21 protein-coding genes are annotated in these 23,830 nt (G+C 30.9%); 5 read left to right on the top strand and 16 right to left on the bottom strand.

Features of this window, described 5'->3' with window-relative positions; genetic code table 11:
* Positions 1-43 precede the first annotated feature (43 nt).
* From CD035_RS11635 to CD035_RS11620, 4 genes are all read left to right on the top strand, one after another.
* On the top strand, positions 44-421 hold the full coding sequence (locus CD035_RS11635) for a YtxH domain-containing protein (protein ID WP_025904818.1): 378 nt from the start codon (positions 44-46) through the stop codon (positions 419-421).
* Between the two features lie 95 nt (positions 422-516).
* A complete protein-coding gene (locus CD035_RS11630; RefSeq protein ID WP_025904817.1) occupies positions 517-1,062 on the top strand; it encodes an HTH-type transcriptional regulator Hpr in 546 nt (181 codons plus the stop codon).
* A 38-nt stretch (positions 1,063-1,100) separates the two neighbouring features.
* Entirely contained in the window at positions 1,101-1,664 is a 564-nt protein-coding gene (locus tag CD035_RS11625) for a DUF3267 domain-containing protein (RefSeq protein WP_025904816.1), read from the top strand.
* A gap of 71 nt (positions 1,665-1,735) precedes the next feature.
* Positions 1,736-2,707: a peptidylprolyl isomerase gene (locus tag CD035_RS11620; RefSeq protein ID WP_048539850.1), complete on the top strand. Its 972-nt coding sequence runs from the start codon at positions 1,736-1,738 to the stop codon at positions 2,705-2,707.
* A gap of 50 nt (positions 2,708-2,757) precedes the next feature.
* Here the strand turns inward: CD035_RS11620 and yhaM are convergent, their stop codons facing one another.
* The 10 genes from yhaM to CD035_RS11570 all read right to left on the bottom strand — a co-directional run bounded on the left by yhaM (position 2,758) and on the right by CD035_RS11570 (position 15,455).
* Positions 2,758-3,699, bottom strand: a complete 942-nt coding sequence (yhaM, locus tag CD035_RS11615) for a 3'-5' exoribonuclease YhaM (protein WP_025904814.1) — start codon at positions 3,697-3,699, stop codon at positions 2,758-2,760.
* A complete protein-coding gene (locus CD035_RS11610) occupies positions 3,696-6,629 on the bottom strand; it encodes an ATP-binding protein (RefSeq protein ID WP_048539849.1) in 2,934 nt (977 codons plus the stop codon). Before CD035_RS11610 ends, yhaM begins: the two co-directional genes overlap by 4 nt.
* A gap of 4 nt (positions 6,630-6,633) precedes the next feature.
* Entirely contained in the window at positions 6,634-7,818 is a 1,185-nt protein-coding gene (locus CD035_RS11605; RefSeq protein WP_025904812.1) for a metallophosphoesterase family protein, read from the bottom strand.
* Between the two features lie 616 nt (positions 7,819-8,434).
* The gene (locus CD035_RS11600; RefSeq protein WP_048539848.1) at positions 8,435-8,803 is read right to left on the bottom strand and encodes a YlbF/YmcA family competence regulator; all 369 of its coding nucleotides are present in this window, start codon (positions 8,801-8,803) and stop codon (positions 8,435-8,437) included.
* Between the two features lie 74 nt (positions 8,804-8,877).
* Positions 8,878-10,008 (bottom strand): DUF445 domain-containing protein, encoded by a 1,131-nt coding sequence (locus CD035_RS11595; protein WP_048539847.1) that lies wholly within the window; start codon positions 10,006-10,008, stop codon positions 8,878-8,880.
* Positions 10,009-10,083: 75 nt separating this feature from the next.
* Complete coding sequence (gene xdrA, locus CD035_RS11590; protein WP_025904809.1) at positions 10,084-10,542, bottom strand: XRE family transcriptional regulator XdrA; 459 nt, start codon at positions 10,540-10,542, stop codon at positions 10,084-10,086.
* A gap of 162 nt (positions 10,543-10,704) precedes the next feature.
* A complete protein-coding gene (locus CD035_RS11585) occupies positions 10,705-11,982 on the bottom strand; it encodes a dicarboxylate/amino acid:cation symporter (protein ID WP_048539846.1) in 1,278 nt (425 codons plus the stop codon).
* Between the two features lie 159 nt (positions 11,983-12,141).
* Positions 12,142-12,771 carry a response regulator gene (locus tag CD035_RS11580; RefSeq protein ID WP_048539845.1) on the bottom strand — a complete coding sequence of 210 codons (630 nt, stop codon included), beginning with the start codon at positions 12,769-12,771 and terminating at the stop codon, positions 12,142-12,144.
* Positions 12,772-12,789: 18 nt separating this feature from the next.
* A complete protein-coding gene (locus CD035_RS11575) occupies positions 12,790-13,899 on the bottom strand; it encodes a GAF domain-containing sensor histidine kinase (protein ID WP_048539844.1) in 1,110 nt (369 codons plus the stop codon).
* A gap of 17 nt (positions 13,900-13,916) precedes the next feature.
* A complete protein-coding gene (locus CD035_RS11570; protein WP_048539843.1) occupies positions 13,917-15,455 on the bottom strand; it encodes a bifunctional GNAT family N-acetyltransferase/carbon-nitrogen hydrolase family protein in 1,539 nt (512 codons plus the stop codon).
* Positions 15,456-15,559: 104 nt separating this feature from the next.
* Between CD035_RS11570 and CD035_RS11565 the strand changes: the two genes are divergently transcribed.
* Positions 15,560-16,381 carry an RluA family pseudouridine synthase gene (locus CD035_RS11565; protein ID WP_048539842.1) on the top strand — a complete coding sequence of 274 codons (822 nt, stop codon included), beginning with the start codon at positions 15,560-15,562 and terminating at the stop codon, positions 16,379-16,381.
* A gap of 47 nt (positions 16,382-16,428) precedes the next feature.
* On the opposite strand, the gene CD035_RS11560 is transcribed toward CD035_RS11565, so the two are convergent.
* From CD035_RS11560 to nagA, 6 genes are all read right to left on the bottom strand, one after another.
* Positions 16,429-18,594: an RNA degradosome polyphosphate kinase gene (locus CD035_RS11560; protein ID WP_048539841.1), complete on the bottom strand. Its 2,166-nt coding sequence runs from the start codon at positions 18,592-18,594 to the stop codon at positions 16,429-16,431.
* Between the two features lie 71 nt (positions 18,595-18,665).
* Positions 18,666-20,192, bottom strand: coding sequence for an exopolyphosphatase (ppx, locus tag CD035_RS11555; RefSeq protein WP_048539840.1), 1,527 nt, complete (start codon positions 20,190-20,192; stop codon positions 18,666-18,668).
* An 89-nt stretch (positions 20,193-20,281) separates the two neighbouring features.
* The gene (fumC, locus tag CD035_RS11550; RefSeq protein ID WP_048539839.1) at positions 20,282-21,670 is read right to left on the bottom strand and encodes a class II fumarate hydratase; all 1,389 of its coding nucleotides are present in this window, start codon (positions 21,668-21,670) and stop codon (positions 20,282-20,284) included.
* 152 nt (positions 21,671-21,822) lie between these two features.
* On the bottom strand, positions 21,823-22,035 hold the full coding sequence (locus CD035_RS11545; protein ID WP_370622769.1) for an SAS053 family DNA gyrase inhibitor: 213 nt from the start codon (positions 22,033-22,035) through the stop codon (positions 21,823-21,825).
* Positions 21,974-22,573 carry a 6-phosphogluconolactonase gene (locus CD035_RS11540; protein WP_048539838.1) on the bottom strand — a complete coding sequence of 200 codons (600 nt, stop codon included), beginning with the start codon at positions 22,571-22,573 and terminating at the stop codon, positions 21,974-21,976. The genes CD035_RS11545 and CD035_RS11540 overlap by 62 nt, the downstream gene beginning before the upstream one ends.
* Before the next feature lie 48 nt (positions 22,574-22,621).
* Positions 22,622-23,773 (bottom strand): N-acetylglucosamine-6-phosphate deacetylase, encoded by a 1,152-nt coding sequence (nagA, locus tag CD035_RS11535; protein WP_048539837.1) that lies wholly within the window; start codon positions 23,771-23,773, stop codon positions 22,622-22,624.
* Between the last annotated feature and the right edge of the window lie 57 nt (positions 23,774-23,830).

Genomic DNA, 23,830 nt, shown 5'->3' with positions numbered 1-23,830 from the left:
TTTAGGGTATATATTTAAATAAGAGATATCAAGGAGGATAATTATGAAATTTTCAAGACTCGCAATTGGTGTTGGTGTAGGATTTGTAACAGGTTTTACAACAGCTATTTTAAATACAGACCGTTCTGGTGATGCTTTGAAGACAGATTTAAAATCAACTGCTGACGGTTCTAAAATTCAATTAAGTGAAATTAAAGACAATGCTATTGAAATAAAAGATTATGTATTAAAGACGAAAGACGAAAGCCAAATTGCCATTCAATCATTAAGTGAAGAAATTAAAACGATGATTAATGAATTTAAAGCTGATATTAACCCCAATATTGAACAAATCCAGAAAAATATTGAAAATATTAGTAATCGTGGCAATGAAATTCAAAAAGAAATTCAAAATACTAAGCTTCCATTTCTAAAAAATTAGAAAACATGTTAAAATTATTATATTATTAAAGTGTTATAACTAAGCATGATACATTAGTATCATGCTTTTATTATACAAAAAAGGGGGATGTAACTATGTCGAATGAATTGGACATGATTGAGAAAATGTTATTTACTCATAAGGTTTCACAGTTATCTAAAGCTTTATGGAAGACAATCGAGAAAGATTGGCAGCAGTGGATTAAGCCTTTCGACTTAAATATTAATGAACATCATATTTTAATTATTATTAGAAGTTTAAATGAAGCTACAATTTCTGAAGTGAGTAAATATGGTGTTATGCATGTATCTACTGTTTTCAATTTCGCTAAAAATTTAGAAAAACGTGGCTATTTAACAATGCCTAAAAGTCAGCACGATAAGCGAACAACTTATTTAGAGTTAACGGATAAAGGTCTTGCAGTGCTAAGAAAGACATATTTAAACTATTCAAATGATACAAACAGATTATATGAAATTGCTGCAGATTATGAAAAGGTTATGTACAATATGCCAGAATTTACAGATGTGAAATATATCGTTGGTCAAATATACGGTAGCGACTTTATTCATCACATTGAACAAAACCATGAACAATTAAGAAAATATCTACTTGACGAACAGTCTGAGGATGATGCATAATATCAAGATAAATCATATCTTAGAAGGTGACATTTCTTATGTTTTTGTGTTCTAAATCAATAAATATACAGTCTCGTTACGGATTACAGAGAATTGTATTAATTAGTGCTTTAGTTTCATTCTTAACATTTATCGTCACTTACGAAATATTCAATTATATACAAACAGAACCTTTAAAGGACGATAAGTTTATACTATTCTTATTCGTCCTTTGCTTAATTTATCCAATTCATAAATTGTTGCATTTGATTGTATTAATGTATTATCGTAAGTCATTTAAAATGAACAAAACAACTAAAGCTAAACGCGCTTTACCTTTATATAATATTAGAGTAGATCAACCAGTTAATAAGATTGTATTTTGTTTTGCACTTATTTGTCCGCTCGTAACGATAACTACCCTATCTATTGCACTCGTAAATATAATTCCACAATATGGACATTACATTTTATTTATAATGTCTATTAATATTGGCATATCAATTATTGACTTACTTTATTTGAAGATTATTTTATTTACAAAAAAAGGTACTTATATTGAAGAAAGAAAAAATGGTATCGAATTGTTAACAAAACGTTCACTGGATGCCGAACATTTATAGGTTATTTTTTGTAATTAAAATAGCAAATATGCTATATTTATCATTGTATTCTTACAAAAGGAGTTCTATTTATGAAATCAATTAAAAAAATAGTGTTACCTGTAACACTTTCAGCATCAGTATTAACTTTAGGCGCTTGTGGTAATGGTTCAGATAATTCTGGAGAAACCTTAGTAGAAACTAAAGCCGGAAACGTAACTTCACAAGACGTACTAGACAAAATGGGTAATAACGAAGTCGCACAAAATGCATTTCAAATTGTACTTAACAAAGTCTTAAAAGATAAATACGAAGACAAAGTTGATACGAAGAAATTAGACGAACAAGTTGATAAACAAATCGAGCAATATGGTGGTAAGAAGAAATTTGAAGAAGCACTACAACAAGAAAAACCAGGTGCTACTATTAAAGACTTTAAAGAATCTCAAAAGACTTCTAAATATCAAGAAGAATTTATCAACGATGCCGTAAAAGTTTCTGACAAAGAAATCGATGAAAACACTAAAAAAGGTTCTCATATCTTAATTAAAGTTAAATCAGAAGATTCAGAAGAAGGCTTAAGTGATAAAGCAGCTAAGAAAAAAGCTGAAAAATTACTAGCTCAAATTAAGAAAAATCCAGATGATTTCGAAAAAATCGCTAAGAAAGAATCACAAGATGAAGGTACTAAATCTAAAGGCGGTGCTTTAGGATTTGTATTGAAAGGTCAAATGGATGAATCATTTGAAAAAGCATTATTCAAACTTAAAAAAGATGACGAAATTTCAGATGTTGTTAAATCTCAATATGGTTACCATATTATAAAAGCAGATAAAGGCGAACCATCTAAGAAAGAAAAAGCTAGCCTTAAAGAACAATATCGTCAACTAAAAATCCAAAAAGAACCTAAGATCATCATCAATGCTTACAAAAAATTATTAGATGAATACAAAGTTGATTACAAAGATAAAGATATTAAAAAAGCAATCGAAGATAATATCTTAAACGAAAAAGCATTACAACAACAACAAATGCAAGCAGCACAACAATCATCAGCAAGCTAAAATTAAAAAGCTATGAAGAAACGTTAAATGTTTCTTCATAGCTTTTTTGATTAATCTAAAGTTTCAGGTTTATAAAATTGTCTATTTTCTAAAGCAAAGATGCGCTCTGTAAATTGACCTTTATCTACTTTTTTAAGATGTTTTTCAAACATCATCATTCTTGCATCAATATTATCAATAAAATGAAGAATTTCTGCTTCTTTAACCATAGGTAATTTTGGAGATCCATATTCTAATTTACCATGATGACTTAAAACTAAATGTCTCAATAAGAGGACTTCTTCCCCTTCTATATTGTGCTCTTTTGCAACTTGAGCAATTTCATCACTTACGATTGAAATATGACCTAACAAGTTCCCTTCAACTGTGTATGATGTTGCGACTGGTCCTGATAACTCTTTTACTTTACCTAAGTCATGTAGAATAATACCACTATATAATAAGCTTCTATTTAAAATTGGATAAATATCACACAATGCTTTCGCTTGTCTTAACATTGTAACAACATGATAGCTTAAGCCAGAAACAAAATTATGATGATGTGAACTAGCTGCTGGGAATGTAAAATACTCTTTTTGATACTTTTTCAGTAATATACGTGTAATTCTTTGTAATTTAGCATTTTCAATATCTAGTATATACGTCATAATTTCTTCTGACATATCGTCTATTGATAATGGCGCCGCTTCTAGAAAGTTTTCCAACTTCACATTATCTTCATCTACAGCCACTCTAAATTGATTAACTTTCATTTGTTTTCTTCCGCGATAATCAATAACGTCACCTTTCACACGAATAATCGTTTCAGGTACGAGTAATTGAATATCCTCATTTGTTACCGTCCATACTTTTGCTTCTATATCACCACTTTTATCTTTAAGATAAAGTGTCATATATGGTTTACCTTGAGCTGTAACACCTTGAGTTGCTCTATGAATCAAAAAGTAATGATCTACTGAGTCTCCTGGTTTTAATGTCTCTATAGTTCTCATTTGCTCTTAGCTCCTTCTATTTTTGTCAGCGTAATTGTTTGTTTCTGAGGTACATTTTGATCTTTATTACAAGTGAAATAAAGTATTTGAATATCATCTTTCATACTCATTAAATATTTAATCATAATTTCTTTACGATGTTTATCAAAATGCACAAATGCATCATCAACGATAATTGGGAATGGATAATATTTTTGTAAAGATTTAATTAAACTAAATCTTAACGCGATATATAATAATTCTTTCGTTGACTGACTTAATTCAGTAGGATGGAATATTTGTCCATTTTCATGTCTAACTTGTACATTTTGTTCTTCATAAATAACTTGATTATATCTGCCTTCTGTTAATGCTTTTAAGATATCTGTAGCATCTTTCACAACATATGGTAGTCGTTTATCTTTAATTTGTTTAATATGTGCTTCAACTAAGTTTTGTAAATAACTTAATGCTGCCCAATCATTTGCAGTTTCATTCACTTTATCTTTAAGTAAATGGTATTCATGTCTTAAAGCTGAAAGTGTTTCATCCGTTTCCATATGATTGATTTGAGCATTTAAATCACTTAATTCTGCTTGAACATTTAAATAGCGATCATTATATTCATCAACTTGACCTTCTAACTGAGTACGTTCATTTTCTAGGTCTGTTTTTGTCATATAACTTAGTTGTGTATTTTTATCGTAATCGTAATTTTGATTGTTCAATAAATCTGTTAAATAATTAAATCGTTTTAAATCTTCGTGATAAGACACAAAGGCTTTATGATGACGATAATAAGCTTCTTCATTATCTACACTAATGAAGTCAAATAAAGATTGAATCACATTGTTATTTTCTTCTAAACGTGCATTCAATGCATTTATTTCATTTGTTAATAATGCTTGTTGGTCGTTATTGCGTGATTGAATATTAAATTCTTTTTGATGTTCGTCTAAAGCTTGTTTGACATCATGAAATAGTGAAATCTCTTGATAATGTAATCCTGCATGACTCACAATGCTATCAGCTTCTCTATAAAATGCTTCTAAAGCCGCTTGTTTCTCGTCTCTTATTTTAGTAATGCGTGTGATTTCTAATCTATTTTGTTTAATTTTTCTAATTGTCGACAATGCATCATTTAATAATTGAGAAGAAATTTGATTAGAAACATGTAAACTCACTTTAGTTTCTTTAAGTGCTCTTTCTTTGTTCTCAATAATTTCTTCTACTTGTTCAAGTTCTTTATTTAATTCAGTTTGCTTAGTAGATAAAATCTCTTGAGACTGATAATAACTTTCTAATTCTTGTCTAATTTTCGTTTGTTCATCAAGATTAAAGTCTAAATCATAAAATTGCTTTAAGTGTTGTACTTTTTCTTCTAGTTCATCAATTTCCTTAGAAAATGCTTGATCATGGTTTAATTCTTTAGATTTAATCATAAAGGCTAATCCTACTAATACGACACCTACAACTACGAATATAGCACTAAATACGATTTGTGATGCGATAAACGCATAAATTGCAATTGCGATTAATAATATGCCACCAATTCCAGAAGCAAGTCTATATTGTTTACTTCTCTTTTCACTTTCTTCTTTTTGCTTATTAAAGCTTTCTTCCATTTTTTTGTATAGCGATTTCTTTTCACCGAGCTCTAGCGCTTTTTGGTTATATACTTTCTTTTGTTCATAATTCTCATCAGATACGAGATTATTATGCAATTTATCAACATTATTAGTATAACGCTCTTGTTCTATAGATAATTGATTGAGCGAACGTTTAATTTGCTCTCGTTCTGCAACGTTTTCTTCTCTAATGCGATTGACTTCAGCTATATGTGTCTTCATCGCATCAGACGTATCTACATCTAAAAATTCTTCATTCCAGCCGATATCTTGTCTAAGTAATTCATTATCACGTTCAGCATTATCGATTTGCTGGTTTAATTGTTTTAATTCTTGATGTTTTTCTTTAATATCTGATTCTCTTTGTCTAATACTATTGAGCGCTTTTTCATCTCGTTCGGACATGACTTTTACATTTTCTAAAGTATGTACGACTTGTCCAAGCTTTTCATTTCTTAACGTTAAATCGCGTTTAATACTTTCAATTGAACGTACAGCTGATTCATAACGCTCTATCCCTTGTTCAGGGAATTCATATGGTTCTATATTTAAATTTCCTTCTAATTTCTTCCATTCAACCACTTCATTATGTAGTGAAATTTCTTTTTCTTTATTTGTTAACCTGTCAGTAAGTTTGCCAAGATTCTCTTTTAATTGATTTAATCTTCGAGATGTTTTATCACTTTCATCTTGAAGTCTTTCATATTCTGATAGTTTCTTTTCTTCGTTTTTAATCTTAATTTCTAAATCATTCAACTGCTCTAATTGAACATTTAGCACTGGATTTTTACCATTTTTCTTATATAATGCATCTTTCTCAACTTGCATTAAATCGCTCATACCTGTGAACTCAGTTGAACCTAGTGCACCTGCTTGAAGTAAATACATTTGAAGCTGGTCTTCAGTTAAGTTCTTATGAATATCTTGTAAACCTAATACATTAAAAGAGAAAATACCTTGATAAGTTCGCTTATTAATGAAATTTAACTTTTGTTTCAGCCATTCTTCATCTTTAACTTTACCATTAGAAAGATATACTTTAACATCACCTGTTACACGACCTTTAACTCGTTCTACTTCAACAATTTGACCATCGAAGTCTAACACTAACTTACCGCCGTATTGGTTCCCTAGTCTTGGTTCTAATCTTGGTTCATTTTCTTTTTTAGTTGGAAAGCCAAATAATATAGAATGAATAAACGCTTGTATCGTTGATTTGCCCGCTTCATTCTCTCCATATATTTGCATAAAACTTTGATCAAATTTTATTGTTCTAGACATGAGTTGGCCATAGCCATAAATTTCTAAAGATTTAATTTTCATCGCTTTAACCTCTCATTCTTCTTTTTAAAATTGCTTCCCCACGCTCAATAAGTGCTTGTTTATCAACATCACTAAATGGCTCTAAAAATCTATTTGCTTTTGGATTCATATACAAATCACTGAGGGCTTCTTCAAGAATGTTCTCATCTTGTAAAATATCATCATTGAACTCATTCGCTAATGCTACTTCTGAATCTTGATCAAAAAAGACATTCAACTGTTCAACAAAGATAAAGTTTGTTTGATTCTCTTCATACTCTTGAATCAATTGTATAACTTGGTTAATTTCATCTTGCTTTAAAATCTCATCATGTTTGACATAAACGTCTAATTGATAAAAAGCCTTACCTTCTGTTCTCACACTATCTTTGAATTTTTGTATCGCTTCGTATAATGCGTGTTTACCTTTAGCTTGTGTTTCAATGACTGCTTTTTCAAACCTAATATATTGAGTTGGTTTGAATGATGCTTGTAATTTAGACTCATCGCCTTCAACGAGTAAATAACCCTTTTCACCTTTTTCTTTAAAATGACGGGCTTGTATATTACCAGGATAATGGACTTGAGATAATTCACTAATCATTGCTCTTTCGTGAATATGCCCCAATGCCCAGTAATGATATAATTTGCTATTTAAATCTTCAATATTGAATTCAGTATATCTTTGCTTCACACCTGAAGCTTGTGAATATGTACCATGTAAAACACCAATATGTATTCCTTTGTTACCTGTAGATTCAGGATATTCATCAATTTTATTCTCATAACTTTGATCTTTTTGATAACTAAAACCATGTAAATAAACAACTTGCCCATTTTTCGTAATAAGTTGATAAGTAGAAACTTTATCAGAGAAGACTGTAACATTCTCTGGCCAAACAGTATGGACACCCACAGATAAAGGATCGTGGTTACCATGTATGATATAAACAAAAATTTGTTCATCTTGTAATCTAAGAAATTGCTCTCTTAAAAACACTTCTGCACGCAAAGTTCTATTATTTTGATCAAATAAATCCCCTGCAATTACGATGAAGTCAACTTGCTCTTTAATTGCGTCGTCAACAATTTTTCTAAAACTATTATATGCACTTTGCTTTACATCGCTTAAAATAGAAGGGCTTAAATAATGTCTAGACTTAAATGGACTATCAAGGTGTAAATCCGCACAATGTATAAATTTAATCATATACCTAACCTCTTTCAATATTAGCTCATTTCTTAATTATTATATTCAAGCTCAACCAATAGAATAATCAGATTTATAAAGATTTTTAATGCTTTAATTTTACCATATTCCGCGCGTATACGATACATCGCACATATAAGAATGAACAACAAAAAAGTGACATATGAATTATTACTATGGAAGATTGTAATGGATATGTTATGAACACTTCTGGCTAAACTTGTTCGTAACGAGGGCGTTAATTACAAAACTCTGCCGAAGTGTTACTATAGACCACCTTAATTACAAAACTCTGCCGAAGTGTTACTATAACCCACCTTATTACAAAACTCTGCCGAAGTGTTACTATACCCCCCCTTAATTACAAATCTCAGCCGAAGTGTTACTATAGACCACCTTAATTACAAATCTCAGCCGAAGTGTTACTAACGCACTCACTATTTGCAGTTCTCATCAAAACTGCTAATAACAACACCAGTATTTGCACCTTCAGCCAAAACTGCTAATAACAGCCTACTCTCATCAACATTCCCCACTCTATATAATCTGTCATAAAAATTCCCACAAAAAAGCCGACAAAGTCTAATGACTTTGTCGACTCATAAAAGTTAATTAATTAACCTTCTTGGTTTTCTTCAAGGCTACCATAGATATCTTCTAATGGTTTCATGATAACACGGTTTAAATCTTGAATTAATTGACTCATTGCTTGTTCAGCTTGCATTAATTCAGCGATTGTTTCGTTTTGTTCAATTTCTTGAGCAGATTTTTGAGCTCTAGCGATATCTACTTCTGAAATTTCTTCGCCTTGCATTTGTTTAGTTTGTAATTCTAATTGAATTTCACGGAATTCATCGAATAATTTTTTTGTTTCTGGGTTTGCATTAACTTTTTCATATTGTTCTTTAATTTTGTTATATTCTTCACTTGCACGTAAAGTTTGTTCTAGTTCATTCGCTTTGTCGTAAATGTTTACTTCTGCCATAATTAATTCGCTCCTATAATAAATAAATGTATTAGAAAATCAATTCCAATAATACTGTATCATAATTCTAGGTCTTATACAAAAATAGCGATTATTCCTTGTAATAATCCAATAATTCCACCTAATACAAAGCCTAATAATGTAATTAATTTTAATTCTTTATTAGAGATTTCTATGACTAATTTTTCTAAATAAGATAATTCAAATCGGTCAATTTGATCTTTAATCAATTCAGCTAATTTCATTCTTTCCAAAATTAAGCTAATATTATCACCGACTTTACCAATCATATAGTCAATAAATCTTTCTGTTCCTCTTCCTTCCATATATACAAATAAATTTGGAACGAGTTCATCTAAAGGTGTATTTAAATATTTATTAACATTAATAGATTCTGTAATCTCAGTTGCGAATAATGTTTTGGCTTTTTCTTTTCTTTCATCTGTTAATACTTCTTGTAAAGGTTTAGCCATCCATTTGTCGTATTGATTATGCACTTGTAGATCAATCATATTTTTGATTTTTTCTTGTTTAATGACATTTCTTAGTTCTTTTTTAACTCTATATACGATATCTTCAGTTGTCATAAACATTTGAATCATGCCGACCATTCTACCTTTTTGTTCAAAAAATTCTTCAACCATCGAATGAATATCTTGTTCTCCTTTTTCAGAAACTAAATATTCATCAATCTTTGTTAAAATTTCTGGTGTTACACGATTAAGTTGAATATTTAATTGCTCAAGTATTTCTTCTGGAATAAGTGATTTAATGTCTTCATTTTTATGAGATGTATAATATTGATCAATCTTTTCTTTAATAGTAGATTTAATCGTTTCATTTAATTTCTCTTCAAGTGGATAATCAATTCGATCCACAAAGTTTTGAATGGTATATTTTTTCTCTTTCAAAGTATTAAATTGGACTTTAATCGTATCTTCAAGCACTTTCTTCGTACTTGGATTCACAAGTTTTTCTTTAAATACTTCAGGTGTTAAGAGATGTTTAGTAACCATCTCACCTACTTTTTCTGATAATTCATTTCTTCTTTTTGGTATTAAGCCTGGTGTGAACGGTAATTTATATCCAAACCATCTAATTTCATGGTATGGATGAAATAACATTTTAATTGCAATAAAGTTTGTAAATCCACCTATTAACGCACCAATTACCATCATGCTAAATACGGTTATAATTGTTGACATGGAAATTCTCCTTCTAAAAAAGCTACTTCTTTAGAATAATCCAAGAAGTAGCTTTTAACAAATATTATACAAATTTTAAACAAATAATGATTGCGTTTTACGTAAGAAATAAGTTTCTGCTTCACGTTTTTTCGCAGTACCGAAGATTGGTTGACGTTCTTCGTTTAAGACTCTATAAAGATCTGATTTTTTATTAGATTGTAAAATATAGCCAGATTTAGCATCAAGTGTTACCCAGTAAATATCGCTAGTATTGTCATGGTTTGGATATGCACAATGATGACGAGATATGATTTGAATAACTTCTAATGGGTCACAACCAAAAGTAGTATTTAAAACATCTGAATCTCTGAATAATGCACAAATTGATACACATGTCGTCCAGTTAGGTAATACTCTCTCTTTTTCAATTTGCACTAAAGTTTTCTTAGATAATCCTACTGTATTCGCCATAGTATCTTGAGTGTATCCAGCCTCAATACGAACCATTTTGAATTTTGTTTGGATTATTGTTGTAAATGTTTGTTTATCCATCTATATCTACCTTTCTTTTTAATATTTATATTAATTGATTTAATATGTTGCAAAAATACACGATTTTTTCAAGCACAAGTAACATCATAATACATTTTTAACCAAATTAAAAGAGGTAAATTGAATTTAATATCAATTTACCCCTTTAATACACTAAATTATTTATTCTTTTACAAATTTTGACTTTTCTCTTTCAGATAAAATTAGTGCACATGCAGCATCTCCAGTAATATTTACAGAAGTTCTTGTCATATCTAACAATCTATCTATACCTAAAATAATACCTATTGCTGCGGGGTCTAATCCGACTGAAGTCAGTACCATTGCTAACATTACAAGGCCAACACCAGGAACACCTGCAGTACCAATTGAAGCAATAACGGCAACAACAACAACAGTTACCATTTGCATAATTGATAAATCGACACCTGATACTTGAGCTATAAATATCGTTGCGACACCTTGCATAATAGCTGTTCCATCCATATTTATCGTAGCACCTAAAGGCTGTACGAATGAACTAATTTCTTTTCTCACACCCATTTCTTTAGTACATTCTAGTGAAATCGGTAATGTTGCGTTTGAACTTGATGAACTAAAGCCAACTGTCATAGCTGGGAAGAATTTTTTGAAGAACCAGAAAGGATTCTTACCTGCTAATAATTTAACTGCTCCACCATAGATCACAAAGAAGTGCACTGCTAACGCTAATAATACAACAAAGAAGTACATTCCAAGTTGTTTAATTGCGCCAAATCCTGCGTTTGTAAAAGCTGTTGCAACTAGTCCAAATGTACCAATTGGTGCGAAGTAATTCATAATCATAGTAACGATATACATGAGTATATCATTGGTCTGCTCGAAGACTTTTTTCACCGCTTCAACCTTACTACCAAGTGCAATCATTCCTACACCAATAAAGATTGCAAATGTAATAATTGGTAACATATCTTGTTCCACCATAGATTTCATTGGATTTTGAGGGAACAAATTAATCAATGTTTGATCAAATGTCTGATTTTCTGGTGCAGCTTGATCTGATGATTTAGCTTTTTGTTCAGCACCATATTTTTTAACATCATCACTATTTAATAAATCTGATTGACCAACACCTGGTTTAAATACTAAAGCTAATAACATTGCGATAATAATCGCAATTGCCGTAGTACATAAGAAGAATGTAACGGTTTTCAATCCTATACCACCTAGTAATTTTGGATCACCTACGCCAATAACCCCTAATACAATTGAAACAAATACGACTGGTACTACAAGCATGAAAATGAGGTTTAGGAATATTTGACCAATTACATTAAATACATATTGATTTGTACCTTGAACGAAACCCGTTCCGGCAAACATATTAAAAATCGATCCAACTGTTATACCTAATACTAAAGCGATAACAATTTTTAAAGTTAAGTTTTTCCTGACTTTCATATTAAACTACCCCCTATAAAGTATGTAAAATCATTTCTCCCATGTAACATATTATACTTTAAGGGCTTTCATTTTGTAAATTTATTTTTGTAATTTTACATAAAAACGAGTAAGTATTGAATATGACAATACTTACTCGTAAAAATATTATATCTGTATTTAAATTAATAATTGGTGTTCCATTGCATAGACTGCTGCTTGTGTTCTGTCTGATACTTTTAATTTATTTAGTATATGACTGACATGTGTTTTGATTGTCTTTTCAGATACAAATAGTGTTTCTGCAATTTCTTTATTGGTTTTACCTTTCACCAATTCTGCTAATACTTCAAGTTCTCTTTTTGATAATTTATTTTCTCTATGTGGTTTCTGTTCACTTTCAGAAATAACAGACTGTACTTTTGGATGAATTTTCTTCTCACCATTTAATACAGATCTAATTGTTTGTATAAGTGAATCAGGTTCTACATCTTTAATTTCATAACCATCTGCACCTTTATCAATAGCTGATATGACATGTTCTTCATCATAAAAGCTTGTTAAGACTAATATCTTAATGTTTGGGTATTTCTTTTTCATGATACTTGTGATTTCAATGCCATTCATATCGGGCATAACTAAATCTAACAGAACAATATCTGGTGATTCATGTTGTTCTAAGTACTCTAGCAATAACACGCCACTTGAGAAATCAGCTTGTATATTGAAATCTGGAACAGTATCTAGTAAGAAACTTAATCCTTGTCGCACAATATGATGGTCATCTACTAAGATTATATTATAACTCATGTGTGATACTCCTAACATTTAAAGTGGAATAGAAATCACAATTTCTGTTCCTTCATTCAATTTTGATTTAATATCTACATGTCCCTTCATTCCTTGAACACGTTGCTTAATATTTCTCAAACCGTGAGATAGCTTGTTGTCTAAATCTTGACTTTCAAATCCTTTACCGTTATCTACAACTTTAAATTTAAACGTTTTTTTATTTTGTTCTAGATATATTTTCGCACTATTTACACCTGAGTGTTTATGAATATTATTTAATGATTCTTGAATAATGCGATAAACATTCTCTTCAATTGTATTCGGCAAATCAATAAGTCCTTCAACTTCAAATTCAGGTTCAATATGAATTAACTGACTATATTGTTTAATAGCTGATATTAAACCTTGTTCTAATCCTATCGGTTTAAGTTGCCATATTAGTGCTCTCATTTCATTGACAGCACTTTGACTCGTCTCTTCAATTGTTTGAAAAGCTTTCTTAGCCGCTTCATGATCATCAAGACTTTTCGCAGCATGAGCAGTGATTTTTAAAGAAAATAGCATTTGATTAACAGAATCATGTAAATCTCTCGCTAACCTATTTCTTTCATTTATACGAGCTGCTTCTTTTTCTTGATCGGTTAATAATATCCGTTTAATAGCAGAGCCGATTTGAAATGCTACAGACTCTAACAATTCTAAATCTTCTTCTGAATATCGTTTCGTATTTGGTGTCGCAATATTAAGCAGTCCAAATTGTTCATTACCAGAACGCAGTGGCACAGTTGCATGATGTGTAATCCCATCCGTCTTATCATGATGTTCTTTAGTTGCTTTTACAATTCTCGAACATGTAATAATATTTGAAGCTTTCGTTAGTTTTTTATTTTGATATGCTGTTACACACCAACACGTACCTTCTGTCATGTATTGGCAGCTATTATGTGTTAAAGCGGGCGGTAACGCTTCTTCAGCAACAAGTTCATGTTTACCTTCTTCATCAATAAAAAATATCCAACCTGTATGAAAGTTACTACCACTCACTAATTTTTTAAGTGCGCCATGCATCATACTATACATTTCAGTCTCTTCATTTAAAAATTCTGCAATTTCTTTTAAAAGGCTTGTACGCGTTGGTTTTTCCATATCAATCACCTTTATTATTATTGATTATACGTAATATTATATACGTCATGTCGTCTATCTCTAAGATGTCTAACAGTTCCGTTTTCTCTACCTCTTCTTAATACTTCTAAATCAATTTCACCGATAGCAACCATTTCTAAATTCTCACCTGTTTCACTCACGATACCATCACGAGCAAAACCATAGTCTGAAGGAGAATATATCGCTGAAGCACTATATTGGATATCCATATTCTCAGTTTGTGGCAAGTTACCGCATGTACCTGAAGTCACTGTATAAACTTGGTTTTCTATAGCGCGTGCCATACAACAATATTTTACACGTAAATAACTTTGTCTATCTTCTGTTGAGAATGGTGTAAATATAATTTTTGCACCTTTTTCCATTGCGATTCTAGCCATTTCAGGGAATTCACTATCGTAACAAATTTGAATCGCTATTTTACCACAATCAGTATCGAATACTTCAACGCCATTACCAGGTGATACACCCCACCATTTTCTTTCATTTGGTGTTACATGGATTTTATATTGTTTTTCGATAGATCCATCTCGTCTAAATAAATATGAAATATTATAAATATCTTCCCCTTCTTCAACGAAATGAGAACCACCAATAATGTTGATATTATATTTCATCGCAAACTGATTGAACATCTCAATATATTGAGATGTATAAGTAGTTAATTTTCTAATAGATTCTGCCGGATTACTTTGTTCATCAAAGCTCATTAATTGTGTCGTTAACAATTCTGGAAAGACGATAAAATCACTATCCGCATCGTATGCAACATCAATAAAGTATTCAATTTGGTTTGCAAACTCTTCAAATGAATTAATTTTACGCATCATATAATTAACTGTGCATATTCTCACAGGTTCACTCGTTTTAAAATGAACATTACTTCTTGCTATGTAATCAGGATTATTCCATTCCATCAAAGTAGCAAATTTCATACTTTTTACATCATCATTTAAATAATTGGGATTAATACGCATTAACGTAAAATCATTCATCAATTGAAATGTTAATACTGGATCTTTAATACGATGTTTAATGACACCTTGTACATATTCACGTGGCGTTAATTCATCACTATATTGATGATAGTTAGGAATTCTACCGCCTATAATGATACTCTTTAAGTTTAATTCATAGGCAATTTCTCTACGCGCTTCATACAATCTTGCGCCTACTTTCATCCCTCTATAATCAGGATGAACCATGACTTCAATACCATATAAATTATGACCGTGATCATTATGGTTTGTAATATAACCATTATTCGTAATACTATCCCAAGTATGTCTGTCATCATATTCATCAAAATTGATGATAAGTGAAGAACATGAACCTATTATTTCACCTTCAAATTCTACAACAATTTGTCCTCTCGGAAACATTCTTAAATGACTTTCAAGGTGTCCTCTCTCCCACGGTTCCATCCCTGGAAAACATTTAGACTGTAATTCAATAACTTCATCAATATCATCAAAAGTCATCTGTCTAGTATTAATACTTACGTTAAATTCATTATTATCGATTGATTTTGACATGAAACATACTCCTCATCTCTTTTTCTTGTTATAATAATTATAACTTATTTTTTGTTATAATATAATTTTTCCCGATTTTGAGAGAAATATTCCTGGAGGGCGCTATGCTAATTACAATACCATCAAAATTTGAAGGTCAAACAATCGAAGAGATGTTTAAATCTTTACATCTACCAAAGAAAGAACTTCACCTTTTAAGAATGTCAAAAGAACTTACGATAAATGACGAAGTGTGTACATTAAGAAATACTGTAAATGCTGGAGATAAACTCAATATCCCATTATTTGACGAATCAAGCCAATATGTTTCTAGTTACCGATTAGCTGAAATTAAATACGAAGATGAATACTTAGCTATTGTTGTTAAACCTAAAGGTGTTAAAACACATCCAAATGATTTAAAAGAAGCAAACACACTTATGAATCACGTGATCTATACGTTAGATTCAGATTATGCTGAGCCTGTCCATAGACTTGACCAAGAAACTGTTGGTTTATTATTAGTCGCAAAACACCCTATCGCTAAAAAAATATTAGATCGTATGTTAGAAGATAGAGAAATTACAAGAACATATAAAGCGCAAGTTGATAGTCTATTACCACTTAAACCACAAACAATTGATATGCCAATTGGTAAAGACAAGTTCCATCCAAACAAAAGACGTGTATCACCAACAGGTCAACGTGCGATCACACATATACTTGAAAGTCATATGATTGATGAACATACAGCAGAAGTAGAATTAAAATTAGATACTGGTAGAACACACCAAATCCGTGTCCATCTTGCAGAAATAGGACATCCAGTTGTCGGTGATCCACTTTACAACAACAGTAAACTTAGAAAATTAAAATTACACAGCTACAAAATAGAATTCGAACATCCATTTAAAGATGAATTGATTTCAGTTACATTAGACGATTAAATAACGCGAAAAGCCAACAAAGCTTTAACTTTGTTGGCTTTTTCTATTTATCTCTTTAATCTTTGTTTAAATTTATTAATAAAGTTACTTCTTTTACCCGTTACAGGTCTCCCTATATTTAAGTGAGACTTTCTCATTTCTTTCCCTGCTAACATAGCCTCATCCATTAACATTTCTTGTGAGTTCATATGTTTATTCCCTGCATCATTGTATTGGTATAAACCTTCATTATTTTGAATACGGCCTTTTAGTCCATCATTGAGTTGTAAATCAACAATACCTTTTAAACGTTTAACTAAATTAGGATCTAATACTGGGAATAATATTTCAACACGTTTAATCATATTTCTTGTCATCATATCAGCTGAAGAAAGATACATTTTTTCTTGTCCATTATGGTAGAAATAATAGATTCTTGAGTGTTCTAAAAATCTACCTACAATACTGATGACTTCGATATTTTCACTTACACCTTTAATACCTGGTTTTAGACAACAAATACCTCGAATTATCAGTTTAATTTTGACGCCACACTGTGATGCTTCAAATAATTTTTTAATTACTTTTTTATCTGTTAACGAATTCATTTTAGCTATAATGAGACCATTACCATGTTCTTTATGAGATTCCATTTCTTGTTCGATATGTTCAACAAAGAAATCTCGTATTTCAAATGGTGCGACGATTAACTCATTATAATCAGGCTTTAATGAATAACCACTTAAATAATTAAAGAAGTTAATCGCATCTTGTCCTATTTGAGGGTTTGTCGTAATAATTCCCATATCTGTATATATTTTAGCTGTCTTATCATTGTAATTCCCTGTTCCTAGATGCACAAAAGGTGTCACTTTTCCTTTAACTTTCTTAATAACTAGCGTAATTTTACTATGTGTTTTAAGGAATGTCATACCATAAATAACATTACAACCTGCATCCTCCAGCATTCTTGCCCACTGAACATTGTTTTCTTCATCAAATCGAGCTTTCAATTCAACAAGAACTGTAACTTGTTTACCATTTTCAGCTGCATTTTTTAAAGCTTGAATGATTGGTGAATCACTACTTACACGGTAAAGTGTTTGCTTGATAGCAAGTGTATCTGGATCTTCTGAAGCTTCTTTTATAAATTCAACAATCGGCTCAAAAGATTCATATGGATGATGGAAAAATACATCTCTTTCCAATGCTAATTCAAAAACATTATTTTTACTTAATGAGGAAGGTATTTGTGGTGTATAAGGTTTAAATAGTAGTTCTGGGAATAAATCTTCTAATTGTCCTACAAGAGAGAATAACACTGTTAAATCTAGTGGACCATTAACTCTGTATATATCTTCGTTTGATAACTCAAGTTCATTCATTAAGAAAATACTCTTCACTTCTGAATCTATATGTCTACTATCAATTTCAAGTCGTACTGCTGCACCACTTTTTCTTTCTTTTAAAAATCGTTCTATTTCTATTAATAAATCTTCTGCACCTTCTTCATGAATTGTTAAATCTGCATTTCTTGTCACTCTGAATGTGTACGTATTAATCACTTCATATCCATTAAATAATTGTTCTATAAATAATGAAATGACATCTTCAAGAAATACAATATATTTAACGCCTTCATGTTCTAACTTAATAATTCTATCTAATAATGTTGGAACAGGAACGATTGCCGATTTAATTTCGCCATCATTTAGCCTAATATCTACAAATAAATTCAACATTTTATTATTTAATTTTGGAAACGGCCTGTATGCATCTATTCCTAATGGTGAAAGTGTTGGTAATATTTCAGTGTTAAATTGATGTTGAAGCTGCTCAATCAAAGGTTCTGGCAATCTTTCTGGTTGTGTAATAAATATTTTATAGCTCTTTAACAATTCTTTTAATTCATTAAATCGCTTATATTGAAGCTCGACGTTCACTCTATTTTTCTTTTCAATGCCGATAAGTTGTTCTTTAGGTGTCAATTGCGCTTTATTCTCTGGTTCATTAAAATTCATCTTAACTTGGTCTTTCAACCCCGCTACTCTAACCATAAAAAATTCATCTAAATTAGAACTATGAATTGCTAAAAATTTCAACTGTTCTAATAAAGGATTGTTAGGATCAATTGCTTCTTCAAGAACACGATAATTAAAGTCTAGCCAACTTAATTCTCGGTTGTTGTAATATTCTGGATTGTCTAAATAAAATTGTTCCGCTTGTGCTTCCATAATTATCTCACCCTTTACAAATTTCCAATCAAGATTATAAAATCACACTACTTCATTTAAACGTAAGTTTATTAATCTTGTGTAAATATAATATTAAGTTTTTTCGGTAGTAACTTTTCTAAATGTTTTTTCTGTCTATCTGACTGATATTCTTCAGCGATTGGGTCTGTAACATATTTGGCTTTTAATTCAAATTCATTTTTCTTTTCAGTTAATGCCATTGATTCAATGCAATCCGTATTAGAAACATTTAAAGCATGCGCAAACTTAATGATGCCGCCAAGCTTTTGAATAATTTCCATTTCTTCATCATCAAACCAAGGCGTTCCCTTTATATAGAACTTTAATAATGTCTTGTTTTTAAAGCTTGCCAGAAGTGCTAATTTAACCCTTTCTTTATGCGATAAACCATTAATACTTGAATTGGCTATAATATAATACGTATGTTGTGAACTAGAATCTGCATCAATAAATGAACCTAAATAATATAAATATGCAGCTTCTTTAAATATTTCTCTATCTTCTTTTGAAATTTTGAAGCTAGTGATATCTTCTAATTTGTTTAACAAATCTTCAGCTAATTTCATGCGCTGTTTACCATTTGAAGCATTGATATTATATTCATTTGCTATATGTTTTAATGCATCACTTGTAACATTATTTTTATTAAATGCCTTTGGAAATTCTTCTTTAATTCTTGTCATCACTAAACCTTCACGTAGACCTTTTCTTGAGAACGTAAAACGTTTTGCATCTGCGATATCATATAATGTATTAAAGACAATAGAACTAGGTAAAATGATATCTGTACGGTCTCTACTTAAACCATCTAAATCTTTTAATTCACTTTTATCAGATTTTTTCAAGACATCAAACACTTCTTCAAGTCCTTTTTTAGTCATGTCATACCCATGTACACCTGCAATTGGATAATTATTTAATGACTGATGTATACGCGCATTATTTCGGGCAGATCCACCAATTCCTATAATAGGAACGTTTTTATCTTTTATCCATTTTTCAGGCTCAAACTGTTCTTTAACATACTTCTCACATTTTTTTATCGCATTTTTATCATTGTGATCTTTATCAGAGAAAAACATTTTCTCTAAAGTTACCACACCAAAAGGAAAACTTATTGCCTCTTTTAACTTTTTATCTTCAAAATAAGTTATTTCTGTTGAACCACCACCTATATCAACTGTAATACCGTTATTTATATTTAAAGTATGTGTTGCTGCATAAAATCCGTAAAACGCCTCATCTTGTTCTGGAATAATTTCAATATCGAGATTCGTTTTGTCTTTTACACTTTTTATAATTTCATCTATATTTTTAGATTGTCTTACTGCTGCTGTAGCTGCAGGGACAAGTTCTTCCACTTGAAATTTTTCGGCAACTTTTTTAAAACTATTTAATGTTTCTACTAAAATATTGATTCCATCTTTGTTCATTGTTTTATCTTCTTCTAAATATTGACTCAAACGTGCTGGTGTTTTAACGTTTTGTAGTTCATTTAAACCTGTATCTTTAGAGTATTCAAAAATAACAAGTCTTATAGTATTGGAACCTATATCTATTAATCCTAATCTCTTCATAAATTGCCTCCAAAGTTATATTTTGATACAGAAAAAGGTGCCTATAGCACCTTTTTTCTGTTCTTTATATTTGTGTCTTAAAGCTGCTATTATTTTTTAGAGCTTATCATATCTTCTGGTTTAATCCACTCATCGAATTGTTCTTCTGTTAGAAGCCCTGATTCAATTGCAGATTCTTTTAATGTTAATCCATTTTTGTGAGCATTTTTCGCAATTGCTGCTGCATTTTCATATCCAATATGTGGATTTAAAGCAGTAACAAGCATCAATGATTGATTTAAATATTTATCGATATTTTCTTCAATCGGTTCAATTCCAACTGCACAATTGTTATTAAATGTTTCAATACCATCAGTTAATAAATAAATAGATTGTAATGTATTGTATAAAATAACTGGTTTAAATACATTTAATTCAAAGTTACCTTGTGATGCTGCTATACCTACTGCTGCATCATTTCCTAATACTTGAACAGCAACCATTGTTAACATTTCACATTGAGTTGGGTTTACTTTACCTGGCATGATTGATGAACCTGGTTCATTCTCTGGAATTGAAATTTCAGCTAATCCAGCTCTTGGGCCAGAAGCTAACCATCTTACGTCATTTGCAATTTTCATTAAGTCACTTGCTAATGCTTTAAGTGCGCCATGAACATAAACAACTTCATCATGAGCAGTTAATGCATGGAATTTATTTTCAGATGATACAAATGGATAACCTAATTGTTCGCTAATCTGTTTAGCCACTTTATCGCCGAATTCTGGATGTGCATTGATACCAGTACCAACTGCTGTACCACCAATTGCTAAGTTTAATAATTGACCTTTAGATTCATTTAATAATGATTCACATTTATCTAACATATATCTCCAACCACTAACTTCTTGACCTAAAGTTAAAGGTGTTGCATCTTGTAAATGTGTTCTACCAATTTTAATAATATCTTTGAAATTTTCTTCTTTTTTCTTAAATGTATCTCTTAACGTACCAATTGCTGGTAATAATTTAGATTCAATTTCATGGTATAAAGCAACATGCATTGCAGTTGGATATGTATCATTTGAACTTTGAGACATATTAACATGATCATTTGGATGAACGGACTCTTCTGAACCTTTTTCTTTCAAGTATTCATTGGCAACGTAGCTCACAACTTCGTTCACGTTCATATTACTTTGTGTACCACTACCTGTTTGCCAAACTACTAGAGGAAAATGTTCATCTAAGTTTCCTTTTAAAATTTCATCAGTAGCATATACAATGGCATCTTTCTTATCATCAGATAATTTACCAAGTTCATGATTTGAAATCGCTGCTGCTCTTTTTAAATGTGCAAATCCATAAATCACTTCAATTGGCATTTGTTCTTTACCTACTGGGAAATTCTGTTTACTTCTTTGTGTTTGTGCTTTCCAATATTTCTCACTTGGAACTTTAATTTCACCAAATGTATCATGTTCAATTCTGTAACTCATTTCAATACTCCCCTTTATTTCTTGAATTCATCATTCTTTATTCATCTCTATTATATCGTATAAAGAAAGCGATTTAAACTCTCAGTTGTCAGATAATTTAAATTAACGAAAAAAAGAGACTGAGACATTACATTATGTCCCAGACTCGTTTTTTAAGACTCTTGTTCAGATTTCTTTTCTTCAAAAGCTTCATCATTTTGTTCTGATATTTGTTCCATTTCTTTACCTAGTTCTTTAACATCTTCTAGGTCTTGAACCATTTCATTTTCTTCTTCTAGATTTTTATTCAAATTTCTCACCTTCTTATGAAAATTGAATTGAGAAGTAAGATCTAACGTCTTCAGGTAAGCCTTGTGCCGCTTCATTATCTAATACAACTGTTACCATTCTATGTTGTTTTAATTTAGCGGATTCAACAGAACCATTTGCAGGTTCTTGATATAACTGACTTACTGCTTTAGCTTTTTCTTTACCAGTGACAAGTACGATAACTTCTCTTGCTGGGTGAATTGCTTGATTATAGTCTAATCCAGTTCTACTATCTTCAGTTAAAGTGACAACATCTAACATCAATTTGTTTTTCTTTTTGTCAGTATTCACTTTTTCTTTAATAAATGCTTCAACATCACTACCGACATCAGTTTTTAATACTTGTTTAGCTGGGACACCTAATTCTGTGTAATAATCTTCTTTACCGTCAAAATCTAAAATATGAATTTGACTGAAGTTCACAGGATTTTTCTTAACATCATCTAATAGTTCATCGAAAAATGATGTTTGCTCAGCTTCTAAATGTACACCGACAACTGAAGTGCTGTCTGAATTAAATTGTTTGCGAACTACATCTGCAGCATATCGTGCAGCAATATCTTTTGTTTCAAATACTTTAAAGTTTAAAGCCATTTTGTCCACTCCTCATTTCAACTTGTCTATTTACAAAAATCATAACCTTTAGTCATTATTTATAATATACCCTTTTTTAATAGTAGTTAAAACATTTAATTCTGAATCAGCTATAACAAGATCTGCTTGTTTTCCAACTTTGATTGAGCCAATTCTATCATCAACTTTCAATCGAATAGCTTGATTTAAACTTGCTGTACGCCATGCTTCTTCAAGTGGTATATTTGCAAAGTCCATTAAATTTTTTAAGCCTTTGTTCATAAGTAATATACTTCCTGCAAGTGAACCTGTTTCTAATCTTGCTTCGTTATTTTTAACAAATACATCTTGACCTCCAAGATCGTATTTACCATCTTTCATACCTTTTGCACGCATTGCATCTGTAATAATGCAGAAATTCTCATTTCCTTTAGTAAGATACGCTAATTTTACTGCAGCAGGATGAGAATGAATACCATCAACAATGACTTCTGTTGTTAATCTTTCATCTGTCAGAGCGGCACCAAATACGCCTGGTTCTCTATGTGTAAATGTCGTTTGGGCATTATATAAGTGTGTAATATGCTTAAGACCATTTTGAACTGCTTTTTCAATGCCATCGTAATCAGATACGGTATGTCCTGCTGAAAAAATAACATCTTGATGAAGTGCTTTAATAACTTCTTCTGCACCTTCAACTTCTGGCGCAATTGTCACTACTTTAATCGCGCCATTTGCTTTTTCTTGAAAATCTTTGAATTTTTGCACTGTAGGTCTTGCAACAAATGCAGGATTTTGAGCACCAACTTTATGTTCAGAAATAAATGGACCTTCTAAATGTACACCGAGTATTTCAGCACGTTTATCATCTATCTGTTTATAGTTTGCAACATTTTCTAATGCAGCATTGATGGCTACAGTTGATTGCGTCATCGTAGTGGCTAAAAAGCTAGTCGTACCTTCAGATAATAATTTCTCAGACAATAAATTCAATGTTTCTGGTGTTGCATCCATTGCATCTTGGCCATAACCGCCATGAATATGTATATCAATAAATCCTGGAAGTACGTGTTGACCATTCGCATCAATCGTTTGTAATGTACCTGTATATTCCCCTTCTTGAATATCGTGAATACACCCATTACGCACTTCGATATAGCCATGATCAATTTTATATGTTTCAGTATAAATTTGTGCATTTTTCAAAATATAATTATCCATATCAATGTCTCCTTAAAAATGTATTTAATTATTGCCTTAATTCGTATATAATAAAGA

Origin of the sequence: Mammaliicoccus sciuri (assembly GCF_002901825.1) — a bacterium.
GTDB lineage: Bacteria > Bacillota > Bacilli > Staphylococcales > Staphylococcaceae > Mammaliicoccus > Mammaliicoccus sciuri.
Note: the sequence above shows the minus strand (reverse complement) of the source record. Positions and strands in the feature narration are given on the sequence as shown.